At 67.6% G+C, this 17,678-nt stretch carries 14 protein-coding genes and 1 tRNA gene; 7 read left to right on the plus strand and 8 right to left on the minus strand.

Features of this window, described 5'->3' with window-relative positions:
• Positions 1-77: 77 nt before the first annotated feature.
• Positions 78-2,159, minus strand: coding sequence for an elongation factor G (locus OLX23_RS13105; protein ID WP_264445439.1), 2,082 nt, complete (start codon positions 2,157-2,159; stop codon positions 78-80).
• A gap of 202 nt (positions 2,160-2,361) precedes the next feature.
• Here OLX23_RS13105 and OLX23_RS13110 point away from each other — a divergent pair, with 202 nt between their 5' ends.
• From OLX23_RS13110 to OLX23_RS13120, 3 genes are all read left to right on the plus strand, one after another.
• On the plus strand, positions 2,362-3,294 hold the full coding sequence (locus OLX23_RS13110) for a diacylglycerol/lipid kinase family protein (protein WP_264445440.1): 933 nt from the start codon (positions 2,362-2,364) through the stop codon (positions 3,292-3,294).
• A gap of 180 nt (positions 3,295-3,474) precedes the next feature.
• Positions 3,475-6,129, plus strand: a complete 2,655-nt coding sequence (gene alaS, locus OLX23_RS13115; RefSeq protein WP_264445441.1) for an alanine--tRNA ligase — start codon at positions 3,475-3,477, stop codon at positions 6,127-6,129.
• Entirely contained in the window at positions 6,126-6,581 is a 456-nt protein-coding gene (locus tag OLX23_RS13120; protein ID WP_264445442.1) for a hypothetical protein, read from the plus strand. The genes alaS and OLX23_RS13120 overlap by 4 nt, the downstream gene beginning before the upstream one ends.
• A 202-nt stretch (positions 6,582-6,783) precedes the next feature.
• Here the strand turns inward: OLX23_RS13120 and OLX23_RS13125 are convergent, their stop codons facing one another.
• Positions 6,784-6,948: a hypothetical protein gene (locus OLX23_RS13125; protein WP_264445443.1), complete on the minus strand. Its 165-nt coding sequence runs from the start codon at positions 6,946-6,948 to the stop codon at positions 6,784-6,786.
• Between the two features lie 56 nt (positions 6,949-7,004).
• Complete coding sequence (locus OLX23_RS13130) at positions 7,005-8,774, minus strand: cation:proton antiporter (RefSeq protein ID WP_264445444.1); 1,770 nt, start codon at positions 8,772-8,774, stop codon at positions 7,005-7,007.
• A gap of 45 nt (positions 8,775-8,819) precedes the next feature.
• On the opposite strand from OLX23_RS13130, the gene OLX23_RS13135 reads away from it, so the two are divergent.
• Complete coding sequence (locus OLX23_RS13135; protein WP_264445445.1) at positions 8,820-10,025, plus strand: FAD-dependent oxidoreductase; 1,206 nt, start codon at positions 8,820-8,822, stop codon at positions 10,023-10,025.
• A 154-nt stretch (positions 10,026-10,179) separates the two neighbouring features.
• Here OLX23_RS13135 and OLX23_RS13140 read toward each other — a convergent pair whose 3' ends face one another.
• Complete coding sequence (locus OLX23_RS13140) at positions 10,180-11,400, minus strand: NADP-dependent isocitrate dehydrogenase (protein ID WP_264445693.1); 1,221 nt, start codon at positions 11,398-11,400, stop codon at positions 10,180-10,182.
• Positions 11,401-11,708: 308 nt separating this feature from the next.
• Here OLX23_RS13140 and OLX23_RS13145 point away from each other — a divergent pair, with 308 nt between their 5' ends.
• A complete protein-coding gene (locus tag OLX23_RS13145; protein ID WP_264445446.1) occupies positions 11,709-12,470 on the plus strand; it encodes a crotonase/enoyl-CoA hydratase family protein in 762 nt (253 codons plus the stop codon).
• A 63-nt stretch (positions 12,471-12,533) separates the two neighbouring features.
• Here the strand turns inward: OLX23_RS13145 and OLX23_RS13150 are convergent.
• Both OLX23_RS13150 and cpdR read right to left on the minus strand, forming a co-directional pair.
• A tRNA-Val gene (locus tag OLX23_RS13150) sits at positions 12,534-12,608 on the minus strand.
• A 131-nt stretch (positions 12,609-12,739) separates the two neighbouring features.
• Positions 12,740-13,114 (minus strand): cell cycle two-component system response regulator CpdR, encoded by a 375-nt coding sequence (cpdR, locus tag OLX23_RS13155; RefSeq protein ID WP_264445447.1) that lies wholly within the window; start codon positions 13,112-13,114, stop codon positions 12,740-12,742.
• A gap of 208 nt (positions 13,115-13,322) precedes the next feature.
• Here cpdR and OLX23_RS13160 point away from each other — a divergent pair, with 208 nt between their 5' ends.
• Positions 13,323-14,207 (plus strand): N-formylglutamate amidohydrolase, encoded by an 885-nt coding sequence (locus OLX23_RS13160; RefSeq protein WP_319641316.1) that lies wholly within the window; start codon positions 13,323-13,325, stop codon positions 14,205-14,207.
• Between the two features lie 272 nt (positions 14,208-14,479).
• On the opposite strand, the gene OLX23_RS13165 is transcribed toward OLX23_RS13160, so the two are convergent.
• Positions 14,480-15,268 carry a SapC family protein gene (locus OLX23_RS13165; RefSeq protein WP_264445449.1) on the minus strand — a complete coding sequence of 263 codons (789 nt, stop codon included), beginning with the start codon at positions 15,266-15,268 and terminating at the stop codon, positions 14,480-14,482.
• A 38-nt stretch (positions 15,269-15,306) separates the two neighbouring features.
• Positions 15,307-16,752, minus strand: a complete 1,446-nt coding sequence (locus OLX23_RS13170; RefSeq protein WP_264445694.1) for an FAD-binding oxidoreductase — start codon at positions 16,750-16,752, stop codon at positions 15,307-15,309.
• Positions 16,753-16,912: 160 nt separating this feature from the next.
• Here OLX23_RS13170 and OLX23_RS13175 point away from each other — a divergent pair, with 160 nt between their 5' ends.
• Positions 16,913-17,512, plus strand: coding sequence for a hypothetical protein (locus OLX23_RS13175; protein WP_264445450.1), 600 nt, complete (start codon positions 16,913-16,915; stop codon positions 17,510-17,512).
• The last annotated feature ends 166 nt before the right edge of the window (positions 17,513-17,678 follow it).

The raw sequence follows: 17,678 nt of genomic DNA on the forward strand, positions 1-17,678 counted from the left end.
GGGTCCGGCGCAAAGGGCCGGGCGCAAAGGGCAGGGCGGGGGAGCGCGATCCCCACACCCTGCCAGGTTACCCGTGTTCAGGCCACCTCGGTCACCCGCGCCTTGACGACGTCGTCGGCGTGCTTGCCCGTCAGTTCCTGCAGATGATCGAAGTCGGCGTTGAAACTCGCCAAGCCCTGGCTCAGCGAGCGCAGTTCGGCATCGAGCCCGTGGAGTGCCGCTTCGGGCAGCAGCGCCTCGACCCGGTCCCACCGCGCCCAGTCGGGATGCGGCGCGAGGCCGAGGATCTGCCCGCGCCGGCTCGACAGCACCGAGCCCACCTTCGAACCCGTGCCGGCGGGCGCGTCGACCGCCACCTTGCAGATCGGCTCGAGCAGGTAGGGCGCCGCCGCGGCCAGGGCTTCGGTCATGGCCATGCGCCCGGCCACGCGGAAGGCGAGCTCGGACGAATCGACCGAGTGGAACGAGCCGTCGACCAGCGTCACCGCGACGTCGACCACGGGGAAGCCCAGCGGCCCTTTCATCATGGCGTCGCGCACGCCCATCTCGACCGCGGGGATGTACTGCTTGGGGATCGCGCCGCCGGTGATCCTGTCATCGAAGCGGAAGCCCTCGCCGGCGGCGAGCGGGCGGATCTCGATCACGCAGTCGCCGTACTGGCCATGCCCGCCCGACTGCTTCTTGTGCCTCCCGCGCTGGCTGGCCGGCTTGCGGATCGATTCGCGATAGGCGATCCGCGGCGCGCGCGTGTCGACCGCGACGCCGTAGCGCCGCTGCAGCCGCCCCAGCACGACCTGGAGATGGTCGTCGTTGACCCCGCGGAGCAGGGTCTCGTGCGTCGCGTCGTCCTGCGACCACTGCAGCGCCGGATCCTCTTCGCAGAGCCGGTGGAGCGCGGTCGAGAGCTTGACGTCGTCCTTGCGGTCGCGCGTGGTGATGGCGATCGCTGCGTTGCGCGCCGGATATTCGACGAGCAGCGCCGAGGTGCAACTCGCCCCCTTGCCGGGCAGCAGCATGCCGCAGCGCGCCGAGTCGACCTTGGCGACGGCGACCACGTCGCCCGCCGCGGCCGCGCTCTGCTTGGCGGTCTTGTCGCCCTGGAGGAAGAACAGCGAGCCCGTGCGCGCCGCCTCGCCGCCGACCGCAAGCTCGTCGCCCTCGTTGATGCCACCGGCCTGCGGGCCGATGACGCGGCCGAGCGCCAGCCGCCCCATGGCGCCGCCGTTGGCGATCTTGAACACGTGCAGCGCGGTACCGCCCTCGATACCGAGCCGCGCGGCGACCGCCTCGGGCCCCGGCGTCTCGTGGCGCAGCAGCTTGAGCAGGCGATGCACGCCGCCGCCGGTCAGCGCCGAGCCGAGCACCACGGGAACGACCTGGTTGCCCGCGGTGTCCGCGGCGAGATCGGCCATGACCTGCGCGGTATCGGGCGTCTCGTCCATGAGCAGCGCTTCGAGCAAGGTGTCATCGAAATCGGCGAGCGTTTCGAGCAGATGCGTGCGCTCTTCCTGTTCGCGCGCGATCATGTCGCCGGGAATGTCGACCCTTTCGGATTCCTTGCCGGGGCGGTAGCGATAGGCGCGCTCGAGCGCGAGATCGACGTAGCCGGTGACGTGATCGCCCTCCCGGATCGGGATCTGCCGCAAGGCCAGCGGCTCGCGGCTCATCGGCTGGAGTTCGCCGATCAGTTCGCGCACGGCGCCGGCGCGCGCGTTCTCGATCTTGTTGACGAACACCGCGTGCGGCACGCCGAGTTCGTCGAGGCGGCGCAGGATCGGCTCGGCCAGCGCCGCGCGTTCGGGGGCGGGGTCGATCACCACCAGCACCATGTCGGCCGATTGCAGTGCGGCGAGGCCGTCGGCCGCGAAACCGGCGCCGCCCGGCATGTCGATCAGCGCGAAGCGATCACCGAGATAGTCGAGATGCATGAGGTTGATCTCGGTCGAGCCGCGCCGCGCGCGCGCTTCGGGACTGGCGTCACCGACCGTGGTGCCGGCCTCGACGCTGCCCTGCCGGTTGATCGCGCCGCTGGCGAACAGCAACGCTTCGGCGAGGCTGGTCTTTCCCGTGCCCGCCGGTCCCACCAGCGCGATCGCGCGGGCTTGGGAGCCGGGAGCACGGGCCGAACTGTTACCGTGCAGGGTACCTTTGGATGTCATGCTGCCCATCGTCGCCTCCTCTCGTGTGAAGGCGCGTCGGCGCATATCTTGCGCTCGATCGCGCAAAGACGGGACGGTGATGCTCTGCCTGTCTGCGGTGAGTCGCAAGCGAAATTTGTTGAATGCGCGGCCCAGGCTTCGTACCTTGGCAGGCTCCGATGCGAGGAACAGAATCGCCTCGCGACGCATTGTGGCGGATGTCATGGCAAGCACGCTCCCAGTGCTGATCAACCGTACCGGCGGAACTGCAGCGGCGCTCGGCGATTCGCTGCGCGCGAAGGTCGAGGAAGCCTTCGCCGCGACCGGCCGCGCGATCGAACTCGAACTCGTCGATGGGGCCGACATGGCCGAGGCGGTGCGCAGCCACCGCGGCAAGCCGCGCGTGGTCGTCGGCGGCGGCGACGGCACCCTGGGCGGTGCCGCGGCGATCCTGGCCAATTCGCCGACCGCGCTGGCGATTCTGCCGCTCGGCACGCGCAACCACCTCGCGCGCCAGCTCGACATCCCGCTCGATCTGACCCAGGCGGCGGCCGTCGCGGTGGATGGGCAGCGCCGCCGCATCGACCTCGGCAGCGCGGGCGACCGGGTCTTCGTTAACAACGCCTCTTTTGGCATTTACACGCGCTTCGTGCGCCAGCGCGATCGCGTTTCCGGCCCCAAGTGGTTCGGCGCGATCCCGGCGACCTGGCACGTGCTGCGCAACATGCGCGCGCAGCATTTCACGCTCGAGATCGACGGGGCCACGCGCGCGATCACCACGCCGCTGCTGTTCGTCGGCAACAACCAGTATTCGATCGAGCCCGGCCAGTTCGGCGAGCGCGAGACGCTCGAAGACGGTCAGCTTTCGGTCTTCGCCGTGGCCGCGCAAGCGCCGCACAACCTGATCGCCTTCGCCGCGCGCGCCGTCGTCGGCCTAGCCCACCCCGAGCGCGACTTCGCCGAATGCGCGAACGCCGCCGAAGTGGTGATCGACGGGCAGGGCTGGATCGAGGGCGCCTTCGACGGTGAGCTCGAATGGCTGCCGCTGCCGCTTACGCTCAAGAGCCTGCCGCGGGCGCTTGGTGTCGTGACACCCAGGGAAAGTGCATCGTCTGACCAGAATCTGTTCAAGATTCACGATTCCCGCACACACTAGTTGTCGTCAGCAAGGCTGACGTGACCGCACCGGCCCGCTCCCCCACCCGGCCACCCATAGGCTACTATCGTAGGGTGGCCGGGTGGGGGAGCGGGCCGGTGCGGCATATCCGCGCAAGCGGATCAGCAAAAAGGCGCTTCCGGCTTGTCGGCCCCGCGCGGCTCGCTTATCGGCGAATTCATGACTTCGACCAACGAAATCCGCCGGTCCTTCCTCGACTATTTCGCGGCCAATGGCCACGAAGCCGTCCAGTCGGCACCGCTCGTGCCGTACAACGACCCGACCTTGATGTTCGTCAACGCGGGCATGGTCCCGTTCAAGAACGTCTTCACGGGCCTCGAAACGCGCGCCGTGCCGCGCGCGGCCTCGTCGCAGAAGTGCGTGCGCGCGGGCGGCAAGCACAACGATCTCGACAATGTCGGCTATACGGCGCGGCATCACACCTTCTTCGAGATGTTGGGGAATTTCTCCTTCGGCGACTACTTCAAGGAACAGGCGATCACCCACGCCTGGACCCTGCTGACGAAGGAATGGGGCCTGCCGGCGGACAAGCTGACGGCGACGGTCTATCACACCGACGACGAGGCCTTCGACCTGTGGAAGAAGATCGCCGGTCTGCCCGAGGAGCGGATCATCCGCATCCCGACCTCGGACAACTTCTGGTCGATGGGCGACACCGGCCCCTGCGGTCCGTGCTCGGAAATCTTCTTCGACCACGGCGATCACATCTGGGGTGGTCCTCCGGGATCGCCCGAAGAGGACGGTGACCGCTTCATCGAGATCTGGAACCTCGTGTTCATGCAGTTCGAGCAGCATGCCGACGGCACGCGCACCGACCTGCCGCGCCCGTCGATCGACACGGGCATGGGTCTCGAACGCGTCGCCGCGGTGCTCCAGGGCGAGCACGACAACTACGACATCGACACCTTCCGCGCGCTGATCGCCGCTTCCGAGAGCCTGACCGGCGTCAAGGCTCAGGGTGAGACCCAGGCCAGCCACCGCGTGATCGCCGATCACCTGCGCTCGACCTCGTTCCTGCTCGCCGATGGCGTGCTGCCGTCGAACGAAGGCCGCGGCTACGTGCTGCGCCGCATCATGCGCCGCGCGATGCGTCATGCGCACCTGCTCGGCGCCAAGGATCCGCTGATGCACCGCCTGGTGCCCGCGCTGGTCGCCGAGATGGGCCAGGCCTATCCCGAACTCGGCCGCGCGCAGCCGCTGATCGAGGAAACGCTCGAGCGCGAGGAAATCCAGTTCCGCCGCACCCTGACCAACGGGCTCAAGCTGCTCGACGAGGCGACCGGTGGCCTGGGCGAGGGCGACAGCCTGCCCGGCGAGACCGCGTTCAAGCTCTACGACACCTACGGCTTCCCTTACGACCTCACCGAGGACGCACTGCGCGCCCGCGGCATCGGCGTCGACAAGGACGGCTTCGATGCGGCCATGGCGCAGCAGAAGGCCGCCGCGCGCGCGGCCTGGAAGGGCTCGGGCCAGGCCGCCGACAGCGAGATCTGGTTCGACGTGGCCGAGCGCGAGGGTGCGACCGAGTTCACCGGCTACACCGCGACCAGCGGCGAGGGCCAGGTCGTCGCGCTGGTCAAGGACGGCAAGGAAGTCGCCAGCGCGAGCGCCGGTGACGAAGTCGTCGTCCTGACCAACCAGACGCCGTTCTACGGCGAGAGCGGCGGCCAGACCGGCGATGCCGGCACGATTTCGACCAATGAGGGGCTGAAGCTCACCGTATCTGATACGGCCAAGCCGCTGGGTCGGCTCCACGCGCACCAGGCCAAGGTCGAGAGCGGTACGATCAAGGTCGGCGACGCGGTCCAGCTCGCGGTTGACGTCGAGCGTCGCGATGCGATCCGCGCGAACCACTCGGCCACGCACCTGCTGCACGCGGCGCTGCGCAACCGCCTGGGCGATCACGTTACGCAGAAGGGCTCGCTGGTCGCGGCCGACCGCCTGCGCTTCGACTTCTCGCACCCCAAGGCGCTGAGCGACGAGGACATCGCCGCGATCGAAGCCGAGGTGAACGCCGAGATCCGCCACAACGAGGCCGTGGTCACGCGGCTGATGACCCCCGACGATGCGATCGAGGCCGGCGCCATGGCGCTGTTCGGCGAGAAGTACGGCGACGAGGTTCGTGTGCTGTCGATGGGCCGCACCGGCGCCGACAGCCGCAACTATTCGGTCGAGCTCTGCGGCGGCACCCACGTCACCGCGACGGGCGACATCGGCGTGTTCCGTATCGTGTCTGAAAGCGCGGTCAGCTCGGGCGTGCGCCGCATCGAGGCGCTGACCGGCGAGGGCGCGCGCCAGTGGCTGGTCGGCCGCGAGCAGGCGCTCAAGGGCGCCGCGAGCCTGCTGCGCACGACGCCGGAAGACGTCGAGGCGCGCGTCGCGGCACTGCTCGACGAACGCCGCAAGCTCGAACGCGATCTGGCCGAGGCCAAGAAGGCGCTGGCGCTCGGTGGTGGCGGCGGTGCCAAGGCTGAGGCAGCCGACGAGGACGTCGGCGGGATCAAGTTCTCGGGCCAGGTCATCGACGGGCTCGACGCCAAGGAACTGCGCGGCCTGCTCGACCAGGAAAAGCAGCGCATGGGCTCGGGCGTGGCCGTGATCATCGCGGTCAACGAAGGCAAGGCGTCGATCGCCGCGGCCGTGACCGAGGACCTGGTGGGCAAGGTCAGCGCGGTCGATCTGGTCAAGGCCGGCGTCGAGGCGCTCGGCGGCAAGGGCGGCGGTGGCCGTCCCGACATGGCCCAGGGCGGCGGTCCCGACGGCAGCAAGGGGGCCGAGGCGCTCGCGGCGGTCAAGGCTGTTCTCGCGGGATGACCCGCAAGGCGTGGTTGCTGCCGGGCCTGGCGCTGCTTTTGGCAGCGCCGGCTTTCGGCGAAACCGCGCCGGCCTGGCCCAGCGGCCTCTACAGCAACGTCACCTCTTCCGAGCAGACCGGCGATCTCGGCGGCCTGGAAGTGCGCTTCTACGAGGAAGCGGGCCGCCACATGGCCGAGCTCGCACTCTGCGAGGGCTGGTGCAACGATGTCCACATCGCTGAAGTCACGCGCGGAGACAAAGGCTTCGTCTTCGGCTTTACCGAGACTTTTACGGGTGCCGAGGGCGATGTTCCCGTGCCGATCCGCTTCGTCGTCTGGCGCGCCGGCAACGAGCTCGCCTATTCGACCTACCAGGGCGGCGAAAAAATCGACTACGAAGGCAAGCCGCAGCGGCTCAAGCGCGCGGCGAAGCCGTTCGGGCTGGCGGTTGCCAAGAGCGGCAAGGAATAGGCGGCAGGGTTACACATGTGTCATCCTGTCACCCGCCAAATTTTCCCTGAAATCGATATTTATCAGGTTCTTGCTGCGGTAAGCGCCGGGTGACACATTTCCAACTCGCGTTGTGTTGATCAACGATTGCAAAGAGCCGACGCGGGGCGCCGGCTCTCTTTATTTCAGACCTCAGCCGTGTAGGACAGCCTGGTCCACCGCTTCACTTGCGCGCGTGGGTTTCCTTCTCGGAGCCGCGCGGCAGGTCCTTGCCCGCCATCTGCGCGTCGGTCTGCTGCGGCGCCTTGATCACGCCCTGATCCTCGCCCGTCTGATGCGCGGGGTTCTTGTCGGTGCGATCGGCGGTGTCTGCGGGATTGTTGGCCATCGGATATCTCCTTCGTGCAGGAGATACGCGCGGGCTGGGCCTCGGGTTGCCGCCGATCAGGCCAGCCGTTCGCTGAGCGTGGTGCTTTTCAGCTTGGGCTTCTCCTCGAGCTCGCCCTCTTCCATGATCTGCGCGCGCAGTTCGTCGCGCTTCTCGTGGATCGAGGCGATCACCGGGCCCATGGCGACGCCGAGGTCGACGAGCACGGCCTCGGACAGTTGCAGCGAGGCTTCGAGCGTTTCGGGCACCGCATGGGTTGCGCCGGCGCGATAGAGCTGCGCGGCGTGGCTGGCATCGCGCGCGCGGCAGATGATCGGCAGGTCGGGGTAGTGGCTGCGCAGCCGCTTGACGATGCGCTGCGCGGCGATCGGCTCGTCCATCGTCAGGATCACGGCGGTCGCATTGTCCGCGCCGAGCCGTTCGAGCGCGTCGGCGCGGCCGGCATCGCCGAAGATCACGCTATAGCCCTTGCGCTGGCCCTCGCGGATCGAGTCCGCATCAGAATCGACCGCGATGTAGGCCTGCTTGTGATTGGCCAGCATGTCGGCGACGAGACGGCCGACGCGGCCGAAGCCGACGACGATCGCGTGACGTTCTGCCACATCGGGCACCTGCTGGATATCGGCATCGACGTCGACCCGGCGCGCCAGGCGCCGGCCGGCGAGCGCGAGCAGCGGCGTGAGGATCATGCCGAGCGCGGTCACCGTCTGCCAGAAGCGCGCGGTCTCGGGCACGATGAGCCCGGCCGAAAGGGCCGCGGTGAGCACGATCAGCGTGGTTTCGGAGGGGCTGGCCATCAGCACGCCGGTCTCGGTCGCCGTGCCCGAACCGGCCCCCATCAGCCGCAGCAGCAGGCCGGTGACGAGCGCCTTGATGATCAACACGCCCGCGGTCGCGAGCAGGATCGTGCCGAGATCGCGCCAGACCGCGGCCAGATCGATGCTCATGCCGATGGTGATCAGGAAGATACCGAGCGCCAGGCCCTGGAACGGCGCGGTGATCGCCTCGACCTCGCCGTGGTATTCGGTCTCGGCGATCAGCAGGCCGGCGATCAGCGCGCCGACGATCGGCGAGAGCCCGACGCCGGCGGTGGCGAGCGCGGCGACGATCACCACCAGCAGGCTCGCGGCGAGGAACACCTCGGGGCTCTTGGTTCGCGCGGCCTGGGCGAAGAGCTGGGGCAGCAGGAAGCGGCCGAAGGCGAGCAGGCCGAGGATGACCAGCAGGCCCAGGGACAAGGTCTGCAGCAGGTTGCCGAGCCCGTCGCTGCCCGCGGTGGGCGCCAGTGCGCCGAGCAGGAAGATGATCGGCACCAGCGCGATGTCCTCGAACAGCAGCATGGCGAGCGCGGCCTTGCCCACGGGGGTGCCGGTATCGACGATGCGCAGCACCAGCGCGGTCGAGGACATGGCGAGCGCCAGCCCCAGCGCCACGGCCCCGGTCGGGCGCCCGCCCATCAGATAGACGACCGCTCCCAGGATCGCGCCGCAGACCAGCAATTCCATCGCGCCGAGCCCGAACACCTGCTTGCGCATCTGCCAGAGGCGGTTGAACGACAGCTCGAGCCCGATCGTGAACAGCAGCAGGATGATGCCGAATTCGGCGAAGGGGCCGAGGCTCTGTGGATCGGTTATGGTGAAATGGATCAGCCAGGGAAAGTCGGGCACATGCGCGCCGAGCCCATAGGGGCCGACGAGCAGGCCGACGACGATGAAGCCGATGATCGGGGTGATGCGGAAGCGTGCGAAAAGCGGGATGACGATGCCCGCGGCCCCCAGGATGACGAGTGCGTCGGATAGAGCGGGGGAATAGAGTTCAACGGACATTGCGGGCACTATGGCCGGCGAAGCCCGATTTGTCACGGAGGCAGCATGGCGGAAGCGGATGTAATCGTCGTCGGCGGCGGCCCCGCGGGGATGATGGCGGGCATGCTGCTCGCGCGGTCGGGCATCTCGACCCTGGTGCTCGAGAAGCACGCCGATTTCTTCCGCGATTTCCGCGGCGACACGGTCCATCCCTCGACGATGGAACTGCTGTCCGAGCTCGGCATGCTCGATCGCTTTCTCGCCCGGCCACACCACCGGATCGACCATGCCGAAATCTCGTGGGAGGGGCAGAGCTTCAAGGTCGCCGACCTGTCGCACCTGCCGACCCCGGCGCCGTTCATCGCGATGATGCCGCAGTGGGACTTCCTCGATTTCCTGCGTGACGAGGCCACCGCCTTTCCCGGTTTCGCGCTGCGCATGGAGGCGCCGGTCACGGGCTTCGTCGAGGAGGACGGGCGGATCGTCGGTGTCACGCTCGCTTCGGGCGAAGTGCTGCGCGCGGGTAAGCTCGTGATCGCCTGTGACGGGCGCGATTCGCTGGTCCGGCAGCAAGGCTTGCTACCGCTCGAAGACCTCGGCGCACCGATCGACGTGTTCTGGTTCGCGGTGCCCAAGCCGGAGCGCGGGAAGGCGGTTCGCGGCTCGATCCGCGGCAATCACATGGTCGTCCAGATCGACCGCGGCGACTATTGGCAATGCGCCTATCTGGTCGCCAAGGGCTCGGCCGAGGCGGTCCGCGCGCGCGGGATCGAGGCCTTCCGCCGCGACGTCCGCGAAACCGCGCCCGAACTGCCCGATCTCGATGGCGCCTTGCCCGATTTCGCGGCGATTAAGCTGCTGTCGGTGTCGCTCGATCGCCTGACCGAATGGCATCGGCCGGGCCTGCTGGCGATCGGCGACGCGGCCCATGCGATGAGCCCGGTGGGCGGGGTGGGGATCAACCTGGCGATCCAGGACGCGGTGGCGACGGCGAACCTGCTCGTCGAGCCGCTGACCACGCCGGGCTTGGCCGATGACGCGTTGCACCGCGTGCAGGAGCGCCGGCTCCTGCCCGTTCGGCTGATCCAGGCCGGACAGAAGGGCGCGCATGAAAGCGTGCTGCATCCGCTGATTTCGGGAAGCGCCGAACAGCACACCGAGCCGCCGGGGTTCCTCAGGCTGCTCAACCGCTTCGCCATGCTCCAGCGCCTGCCCGCGCGCGCGATCGGCTTCGGCTTCCGGCGTGAGCACCTGACCGCGCCGCGGGCTTAGCGGACAACAAAAAACCTCCCCGCGAACGGGGAGGGGGACCGCCGAAGGCGGTGGAGGGGGCTCTCGATCCGGCGCTGTGCCAGCCGAGAGCCCCCTCCGTCAGTCGCTTCGCGCCTGCCACCTCCCCGTGCCGGGGAGGATGAGGCGTGTCAGATCAGCCCCACTTGGCCATTTCGGCGTCGAGGCCCTTCACGATTTCCTCGAAGAAGCCCTCGGTGGTCAGCCAGTTCTGGTCGGGACCGATCAGCAGTGCGAGGTCCTTGGTCATCTTGCCCGCTTCCACGGTCTCGATGCAGACGCGCTCCAGGGTCTCGGCGAACTTCACGACGTCCGGGGTGTCGTCGAACTTGCCGCGGTAGGACAGGCCCTGGGTCCAGGCGAAGATCGAGGCGATCGGGTTGGTCGAGGTCGCCTTGCCCTGCTGGTGCTGGCGGTAGTGACGCGTGACCGTGCCGTGCGCGGCTTCGGCCTCGACGGTCTTGCCGTCGGGCGAGAGCAGGACCGAGGTCATCAGGCCGAGCGAGCCGAAGCCCTGGGCGACGGTGTCCGACTGGACGTCGCCGTCGTAGTTCTTGCAGGCCCAGACGAACTTGCCCGACCACTTGAGCGCCGAGGCGACCATGTCGTCGATCAGGCGGTGCTCGTAGGTGATGCCGGCGGCATCGAACTTGGCCTTGAACTCGGCGTTGAACACCTCTTCGAACAGATCCTTGAAGCGGCCGTCATAGGCCTTCATGATCGTGTTCTTGGTCGACAGGTACAGCGGCCAGCCGAGGTTGAGCGAGTAGTTCATCGAGGCGCGCGCGAAGTCGCGGATCGAATCGTCGAGGTTGTACATCGTCATCGCGACGCCCGAGCTCGGGAAGTCGAACACGGTGAGGTCGATCGACTTGCCGTCCTCGCCGTCGAAGACCATGCGCAGCTTGCCCTTGCCGGGGATCAGCGTGTCGGTGGCGCGATACTGGTCACCGAAGGCGTGACGGCCGATCACGATGGGATCGGTCCAGCCCGGCACCAGGCGCGGGACGTTCGAGATCACGATCGGCTCGCGGAAAACCACGCCGCCGAGGATGTTGCGGATCGTGCCGTTGGGCGACTTCCACATCTTCTTGAGGCTGAATTCCTCGACGCGCTGCTCGTCGGGGGTGATCGTCGCGCACTTGACCGCAACGCCGTACTTCTTGGTGGCTTCGGCCGAATCGATGGTGATCTGGTCGTCGGTCTCGTCGCGCTTCTCGACCGAGAGGTCGTAGTACTTGAGGTCGATATCGAGGTAGGGGAGGATGAGGCGTTCACGGATCCACTGCCAGATGATCCGCGTCATCTCGTCGCCGTCCATTTCGACGATGGGGTTCTTCACCTTGATCTTAGCCATATCGCTCATCACTCCCGGGGATGGAAAACGGGCAGCCTCTGGCACGTCCGTTACCCGCTGGCAAGGGCGGGCCAGGGCACGCGTGGAGGGGCTGCGGTGAGGGTGCCGAGTAGGCAAGACATCGTGGCGACGGTTTGGGCCGGTGCGGCCTTCGGCGCGTGCTTTCCTGCGGGACGCGTAGCGGCTATTCCCGGTCTCGTTCGCAGCCTCGGCCGAGGAGCGTTTCTCTTCCCCAGGACTGTGTAAACCGTGTCAACTTGTTCAGCCTTTCGGGTGGAAGGCTGAACGATGTGGAGAGGAAATTTCAAATGAGCGATGAAGTCCTGGTCAGCGTCGTCGACGGCGTTCTGGAGGTGACGATCAACCGTCCCGAAGCGCGCAATGCCATGTCCAAGGCCGTGGCAGAGGGCATTTCGGCGGCGATGGACCGGCTCGAAGCCGAGAACGACCTGCGCTGCGCGATCCTCACCGGCGCGGGCGGCACTTTCTGTTCGGGCATGGACCTCAAGGGCTTCCTCGCGGGCGAGATGCCGGTCGTGCCTGGACGCGGCTTCGGCGGGCTGACCGACTGGACGCCGAAGAAGCCGGTGATCGCCGCGGTCGACGGTTTTGCGCTGGCGGGCGGCATGGAGCTGGCGCTGGCCTGCGACATGATCGTCGCCAATGCCGGCGCCAAGTTCGGCATTCCCGAAGCGAAGCGCGGCCTCGTTGCGGGCGGGGGCGGAGTCGTCCACCTGCCGCGTCTGCTGCCGCGCCAGCTGGCGATGGAACTGGCGCTGACCGGCGATCCGATCACCGCCCAGCGCGCGCACGAGCTCGGCCTGGTCAACCGCGTGACCGAGGGCCCGGCGATCGAGGCCGCGCGCGAGCTGGCACGCACGATCGCCGAGAACGGCCCGCTGGCGGTCGCGGCATCGAAGGCGATCATCCGCGATTCCTGGCTGTGGGACGTGGCGGAGCTCAACGCGAAGCAGGGACCCTACATCGCCGCCGTGTTCATGTCCGAGGATGCGCGTGAGGGCGCCACGGCCTTCGCGCAGAAGCGCAAGCCGAACTGGCAGGGCAAGTGAGGCGAAAGGACCGGTGAAACGAAAAAGGCGCCGCTTGCGCGGCGCCTTTTCAAGCCTGGAGGATGGTGGGCGTAGCAAGGATTGAACTTGCGACCCCTACGATGTCAACATAGTGCTCTACCACTGAGCTATACGCCCAATCGTCCAGTTCCCAGCCGCCGGAGCTGCTGGGCAGGGGCAGGCCTCTAGCGAGGCCTTTTGATCGATGCAAGCCGCTTTCTTGGCTCTGCGAAAAACTTCTCGACGAGATGCCGGCTCAGATGCCGGGCTCAGATACTGGCCTGGGCCGAGTGGCCGAACACGCGCTGCACTTCGAGAACCAGGTCGCGCAGGTGGAACGGCTTCGACAGCACCTTCGCCTGCGGCGCTTCGCGGCTGGCCTTGAGCGTGACGGCGGCGAAACCGGTGATGAACATCACCTTGGTATCGGGCGAAAGCTCGGCGCAGCGCTGGGCCAGTTCGATCCCGTCCATTTCGGGCATGACGATGTCCGACAGCAGCAGGTCGAAGTGCTCCTGCTCGAGATAGGGCAGGGCTTCGGTACCTCGGCCGACGGCGACAACCTCGTATCCGGCGTTTTCCAGCGCACGCGCGAGATAGACGCGCATGGCTTCCTCATCTTCAGCCAGCAGGATGCGAATCATGTCTTAGGTCCGTAACTAGAGCGGGTGCCACGTCGTCCCGCGGGGTGAAGGGCTATATAGCGCTTCGAGTTAAAATTCTCGCCTGCTTTCGCGACCGGCCGACTTTGACACAGGAGCAACGACGGTCCAGCTTCGCGTCATGGGCAACGAATCGAGCGCGAGCGATTCGCACTGGTCGACAGGTGGACAGATTCCGGGTTCGTCCGGCGTGCACGCGTTCACTCTGTCCGGACCCGAACCTTCGGCCATCCCGGTGCTCATCGCCGTTCCGCATGCGGGACGCTACTATCCGGGATCGCTGCTCGAACGCATGCGCAATCCGGGCTTTGCCGCGCTGCGGCTCGAGGATCGTTACGTAGATCTGCTCGCCGAAAGCGTCGCCGCGGCGACGGGGGCCACCTTGCTGATCGCCAATGCGCCGCGCGCGATGCTCGATCTCAACCGCGCCGCCGACGACATCGACTGGGACATGTTCGGCTGCGGCGCGCGCCCGGACGTCGGCAGCTATACGCCCGGCCGCCGCGCGCGCAGCGGGCTTGGTTTGATTCCCCGCCGTCTCCCTGGCATTGGTGAACTGTGGAAGCGCCGTCACGACGAGCAGGACCTCTCGGCGCGCATCGCCGGGATTCATGCGCCCTACCACGAGAGCCTGGCCGAGGCGCTGGCGGCGCTACGCGACCGCTGGGGTGCGGCGCTGCTGCTCGACATGCATTCGATGCCGCCGCTGGCGCTGCGCGGCGGCCAGGCGCCGCCCGAATTCGTGCTCGGCGATCGCTTCGGTGCAAGCTGTCAGGGCAGCCTCGTCGGTTCGGCCTTCAGCTATTTCGCCGAGATGCGGCGCGGTGCCGCGCATAACCGGCCCTATGCCGGCGGCTACGTGCTCGAACGCCATGCCGCACCGGGCGAAGGGCTGCACGCCCTGCAGCTCGAGATCGACCGCTCTTCCTACCTCGATTCGCGGCTGACCGAACCCGGCAAGGGGTTCGCGGCGATGACGCATCTGCTGATCGGACTGGTGCGCCGTCTCGCCGGCGAGGTTTCGGCGCTGGGGCGGCTGCGCGAGCCGCCGGGCTGGGCCGAGGCCGCCGAGTAAGCTTTCCCGGGAGTTTGGCCCAGATAAGAAAAAACCACCTCGTGCGATGCACGAGGTGGCCAAGGTTCAGGGAGGAGGTGCACGATGTGCACCAATCCCGACAGGCCATGAGGGTAGCGCTGCCGGAACAACTACAAAATAGGCACACGCGCGTTGCGTTGCAAGCCCTGACACACCCCGAACCTTAGCCATTGGTCGAATCCGGATGCGAAAAAGGGCGCGACCGCTGCCGGCCACGCCCTCTTTCCCATTCCGTCGATTCGCCGCGGCGATCAGGCCGGCGTCGCGTCGACCTTGGGCGCTTCGATCGGACCCTTGCCCATCTGGACCTGGCGGCCGAAGATGTCGCGCACGAGATCGAGCGAGAACAGGTGGGCATAGACCAGCGGCAGCAGGCCGCTCTGGTTCCAGCCGCGCAGCACGTCGCCGCGCATTTCGCGCAGCTTGTTTTCGTCGACCATGCGGAAGCCGCGGTAGGTGAAGGGCTGTTCCTGACCGTCGATCTGCAGCGCCAGTTCACCGTCCATCAGTAGGTCGTGCTTCTTGAGCTCGGCGACGAACTGCGCGGTCTTCTGGCCGGCGATCTCGAACTGCTCGCAGAACTGCAGCATGCCCTTGGTCGTCTCGGAGGCTTCCTCGCCGTCGAACAGCGGGGCGCCGTCTTCGAAGTCACCGATGAGGCCGCTGGTGGGATCGAAGCAGAGCGAGAGCTCTTCCGATTCCGGGCTCAGCTTGGCCAGCATGAACGGATAGCGGCGCGCATAGGCGGGCAGGTAGACCGGATCGGTCATCTGGCCTTCGTCGTCGACGAAGACGTTGACGCCCTCGTTCATGCCGAGCAGCGCCAGCGGCACCGGATCGTCGCCGCCCGAGAAGATGATCGGGAAGTGGCGCTGCGCCATCGGGAATTCCTCGACGGTCAGCGGGATCGCGTGCTGGCCGACCAGCCAGGGCGCACGATCGGTGCCGCGGCTGTGCCATCCGGCGTGATCCCCACGATTGAGCGGGGCCAGGTCGTTATAGAACAGGGGCAAAGTCGAATTCTGCGGCGCGCTGGCCATCCAAGGTCTCCCGGAACTGGGCTGAGAAAGCGGCCGCTTTAAGCCGTGGCCGCGGGCGGCGCAAGCGCGACCAGCTTGCCCGGATTGAGTAGGCCGGCGGGATCGAGCGCAGCCTTGATCCGGCGCATCATGGCGAGCGCGACGGGATCGCCGAGCCGGGCGAGTTCGTCGCGCTTGAGCTGGCCGATGCCGTGCTCGGCCGAGATCGAGCCATGCCACTGCGTGACGAGATCGTGGACCTCGCGGCTGATCCGCTTGCCGTCGGCCGCGACCCAGCTCGCGTCTGACCCGGCGGGCGCAATGACGTGGAAGTGGACGTTGCCGTCGCCGAGGTGGCCGAAGGCGATCGCTTCAGTGCCCGGCCAGGCGGCCTCGATCGCGGGTACCACGGTGTCGACGAAATCGGGCATGCGCTCGACCGGGACCGAAATGTCATGCTGCACCGCGGGACCCTTGGCGCGTTCGGCGGGAGCGACCGATTCGCGTAGCAGCCAGAAAGCCTCGGCCTGGGCCTCGCTGGCGGACAGCGCGGCGTCTTCGATGAGGCCGTGCTCGAAGGCGCCTGCCATCATCGCCTCGCAACGTTCGCGCAGGCCGTCGACAGCCGCACGGTCGGCGACGACTTCGATCAGGGCGTGCCAGGCGTGGGGCTCGGCCAGCGGCGCGCGCGAATCGGGAAGATAGGCGAGCACGGCGTCGAGGCAGCCCTGCGGCAGCACTTCGAAGCCTTCGATCGCCTCGCCCGCGGCGTCCTCGCAATGGCGCAGCAGCGCGCGCGCGGCTTGAAGCGACGGGAGACCCGCCCAGATCACCACGCGATCGGCCACGGCCGGAACGAGTCGCAAGGTCGCGCCGGTGACCACGCCGAGCGTGCCTTCCGAGCCGATCAGCAATTGCTTGAGGTCGAAGCCGCGGTTGTCCTTCTTGAGCGGGGTGAGCTGCGAGAACAGGCTGCCATCGGCGAGCACGGCTTCTAGTCCGAGCACCAGCGCGCGCATCGAGCCGTGGCGCAGGACCTGGCTGCCACCGGCATTGGTCGAGATCAGCCCGCCGACCGTCGCCGAGCCCTTGCCGCCCAAGGTCAGCGGGAAGCGCAGGCCCTGTGCCTCGGCCGCTTCGTGCAGGGTCTGCAGGACGACTCCGGCCTGACAGGTGACCTTGCGGCCGTCGACGTCGATCGCCTGAATCGCGTTCATCCGCCGCAGCGAGAGCAGCAGTGCGTGGCCGCTTTCGTCGGGCGTGGCGCCGCCCGACATGCCGCTGTTGCCGCCCTGCGGCACGATCGGCACGCCGTGCGCGGCGCAGAGGCGGACCAGCGCCGAGACCTCGGCGGCGTCGGCAGGCGAGGCCAGGCCCAGCGCCCGGCCAGTGAAGCGGCCGCGCCAGTCGGTGAGCCAGGGGGCCATCAGATCGGCGTCGCGCGTGAAGCCGCGGGGACCCAGCAGGGCGGAAACTTCGGTGAGAAACCTGTCGGACGTGCTCATGGTCGCGGCTATGGCATAGACCTTCGGCGCTTGCATCCTTCACGCGGCACGGGCACGGCCCCCTTGCTCGGCCGTCGCAGTTAAGCGATGGTTCAAATAAGCATCGTATGGGGAGCTGAGGAAATCCGCGCCCTCGCGCCACTCGAATGAACTTTGACCGATGAGCTTCGCCACCGTTCTGCTCACCCCCTTCGTGCTGCTGTTCCCGGCCGCGGGCACGATCGTGGTGTCCGAATGGCACGAGGTTCCGGCCGTCGCGCTCGGAGAGAATCCGCCGGGTTGGCCGGCGCCGGCTCGGCGCCCCGGCGAAGAGGCCCGCGAATGGGTGTTCCGCGAGGTCACCGAGAGCTTTCGCGTGCAATCGCAGAACCAGGTGCGGATCGAGCAGAACATGTCGGTGCGCATCGCGCCGCTGTCGCGACCGATGACCCAGCCGCCGCCGCAGTTCATGCTCGATTTCCCGCGCCGCGAGCTCGCCCCGCGGCTGATCGAGCGCAATATCGGGCGCTGCCTGCCGGTCGCTTCGATTTCGGGCGTGCAGGCCGATGCGGGAAGCCGGCTGATCCTCTATCTGCGCGATCGGCGGATGATCAGCGCCACGCTCGACCGCGCCTGCCGTGCGCGCGATTTCTACTCGGGCTTCTATCTCCAGCGCACGACCGACGGGCAGATCTGCGCCGATCGCGACACCTTGCTTTCGCGCAGCGGCGCCAATTGCAAGCTGACGCGGATTCGCCAGCTCGTTCAGTCTGACGACTGAGCGGGGCCGGGCGCGGCTTCTCTGCAACACCCTCGACACGCGATTTCCTTGACTTTGCGAGGCGATTGCGCATAGGGCGCGCGAGTTTCCGCTTCGGGCGACCGGGTGGGACGGGGCTGGCATCGCTTTGCCGGACCATTGCTTTTTCCGGACATCAGCCAAGCCT

It is taken from the genome of Novosphingobium sp. JCM 18896, from assembly GCF_025938095.1.
Taxonomy (GTDB): Bacteria; Pseudomonadota; Alphaproteobacteria; order Sphingomonadales; family Sphingomonadaceae; genus Novosphingobium.

Excerpts from the sequence above, each read along its gene's own strand:
- OLX23_RS13105 (WP_264445439.1), bottom strand. The coding sequence starts at position 2,159 with ATGACATCCAAAGGTACCCTGCACGGTAACAGTTCGGCCCGTGCTCCC.
- OLX23_RS13110 (WP_264445440.1), top strand. The coding sequence starts at position 2,362 with ATGGCAAGCACGCTCCCAGTGCTGATCAACCGTACCGGCGGAACTGCA.
- alaS (WP_264445441.1), top strand. The coding sequence starts at position 3,475 with ATGACTTCGACCAACGAAATCCGCCGGTCCTTCCTCGACTATTTCGCG.
- OLX23_RS13120 (WP_264445442.1), top strand. The coding sequence starts at position 6,126 with ATGACCCGCAAGGCGTGGTTGCTGCCGGGCCTGGCGCTGCTTTTGGCA.
- OLX23_RS13125 (WP_264445443.1), bottom strand. The coding sequence starts at position 6,948 with ATGGCCAACAATCCCGCAGACACCGCCGATCGCACCGACAAGAACCCC.
- OLX23_RS13130 (WP_264445444.1), bottom strand. The coding sequence starts at position 8,774 with ATGTCCGTTGAACTCTATTCCCCCGCTCTATCCGACGCACTCGTCATC.
- OLX23_RS13135 (WP_264445445.1), top strand. The coding sequence starts at position 8,820 with ATGGCGGAAGCGGATGTAATCGTCGTCGGCGGCGGCCCCGCGGGGATG.
- OLX23_RS13140 (WP_264445693.1), bottom strand. The coding sequence starts at position 11,400 with ATGGCTAAGATCAAGGTGAAGAACCCCATCGTCGAAATGGACGGCGAC.
- OLX23_RS13145 (WP_264445446.1), top strand. The coding sequence starts at position 11,709 with ATGAGCGATGAAGTCCTGGTCAGCGTCGTCGACGGCGTTCTGGAGGTG.
- cpdR (WP_264445447.1), bottom strand. The coding sequence starts at position 13,114 with ATGATTCGCATCCTGCTGGCTGAAGATGAGGAAGCCATGCGCGTCTAT.
- OLX23_RS13165 (WP_264445449.1), bottom strand. The coding sequence starts at position 15,268 with ATGGCCAGCGCGCCGCAGAATTCGACTTTGCCCCTGTTCTATAACGAC.
- OLX23_RS13170 (WP_264445694.1), bottom strand. The coding sequence starts at position 16,752 with ATGAGCACGTCCGACAGGTTTCTCACCGAAGTTTCCGCCCTGCTGGGT.
- OLX23_RS13175 (WP_264445450.1), top strand. The coding sequence starts at position 16,913 with ATGAGCTTCGCCACCGTTCTGCTCACCCCCTTCGTGCTGCTGTTCCCG.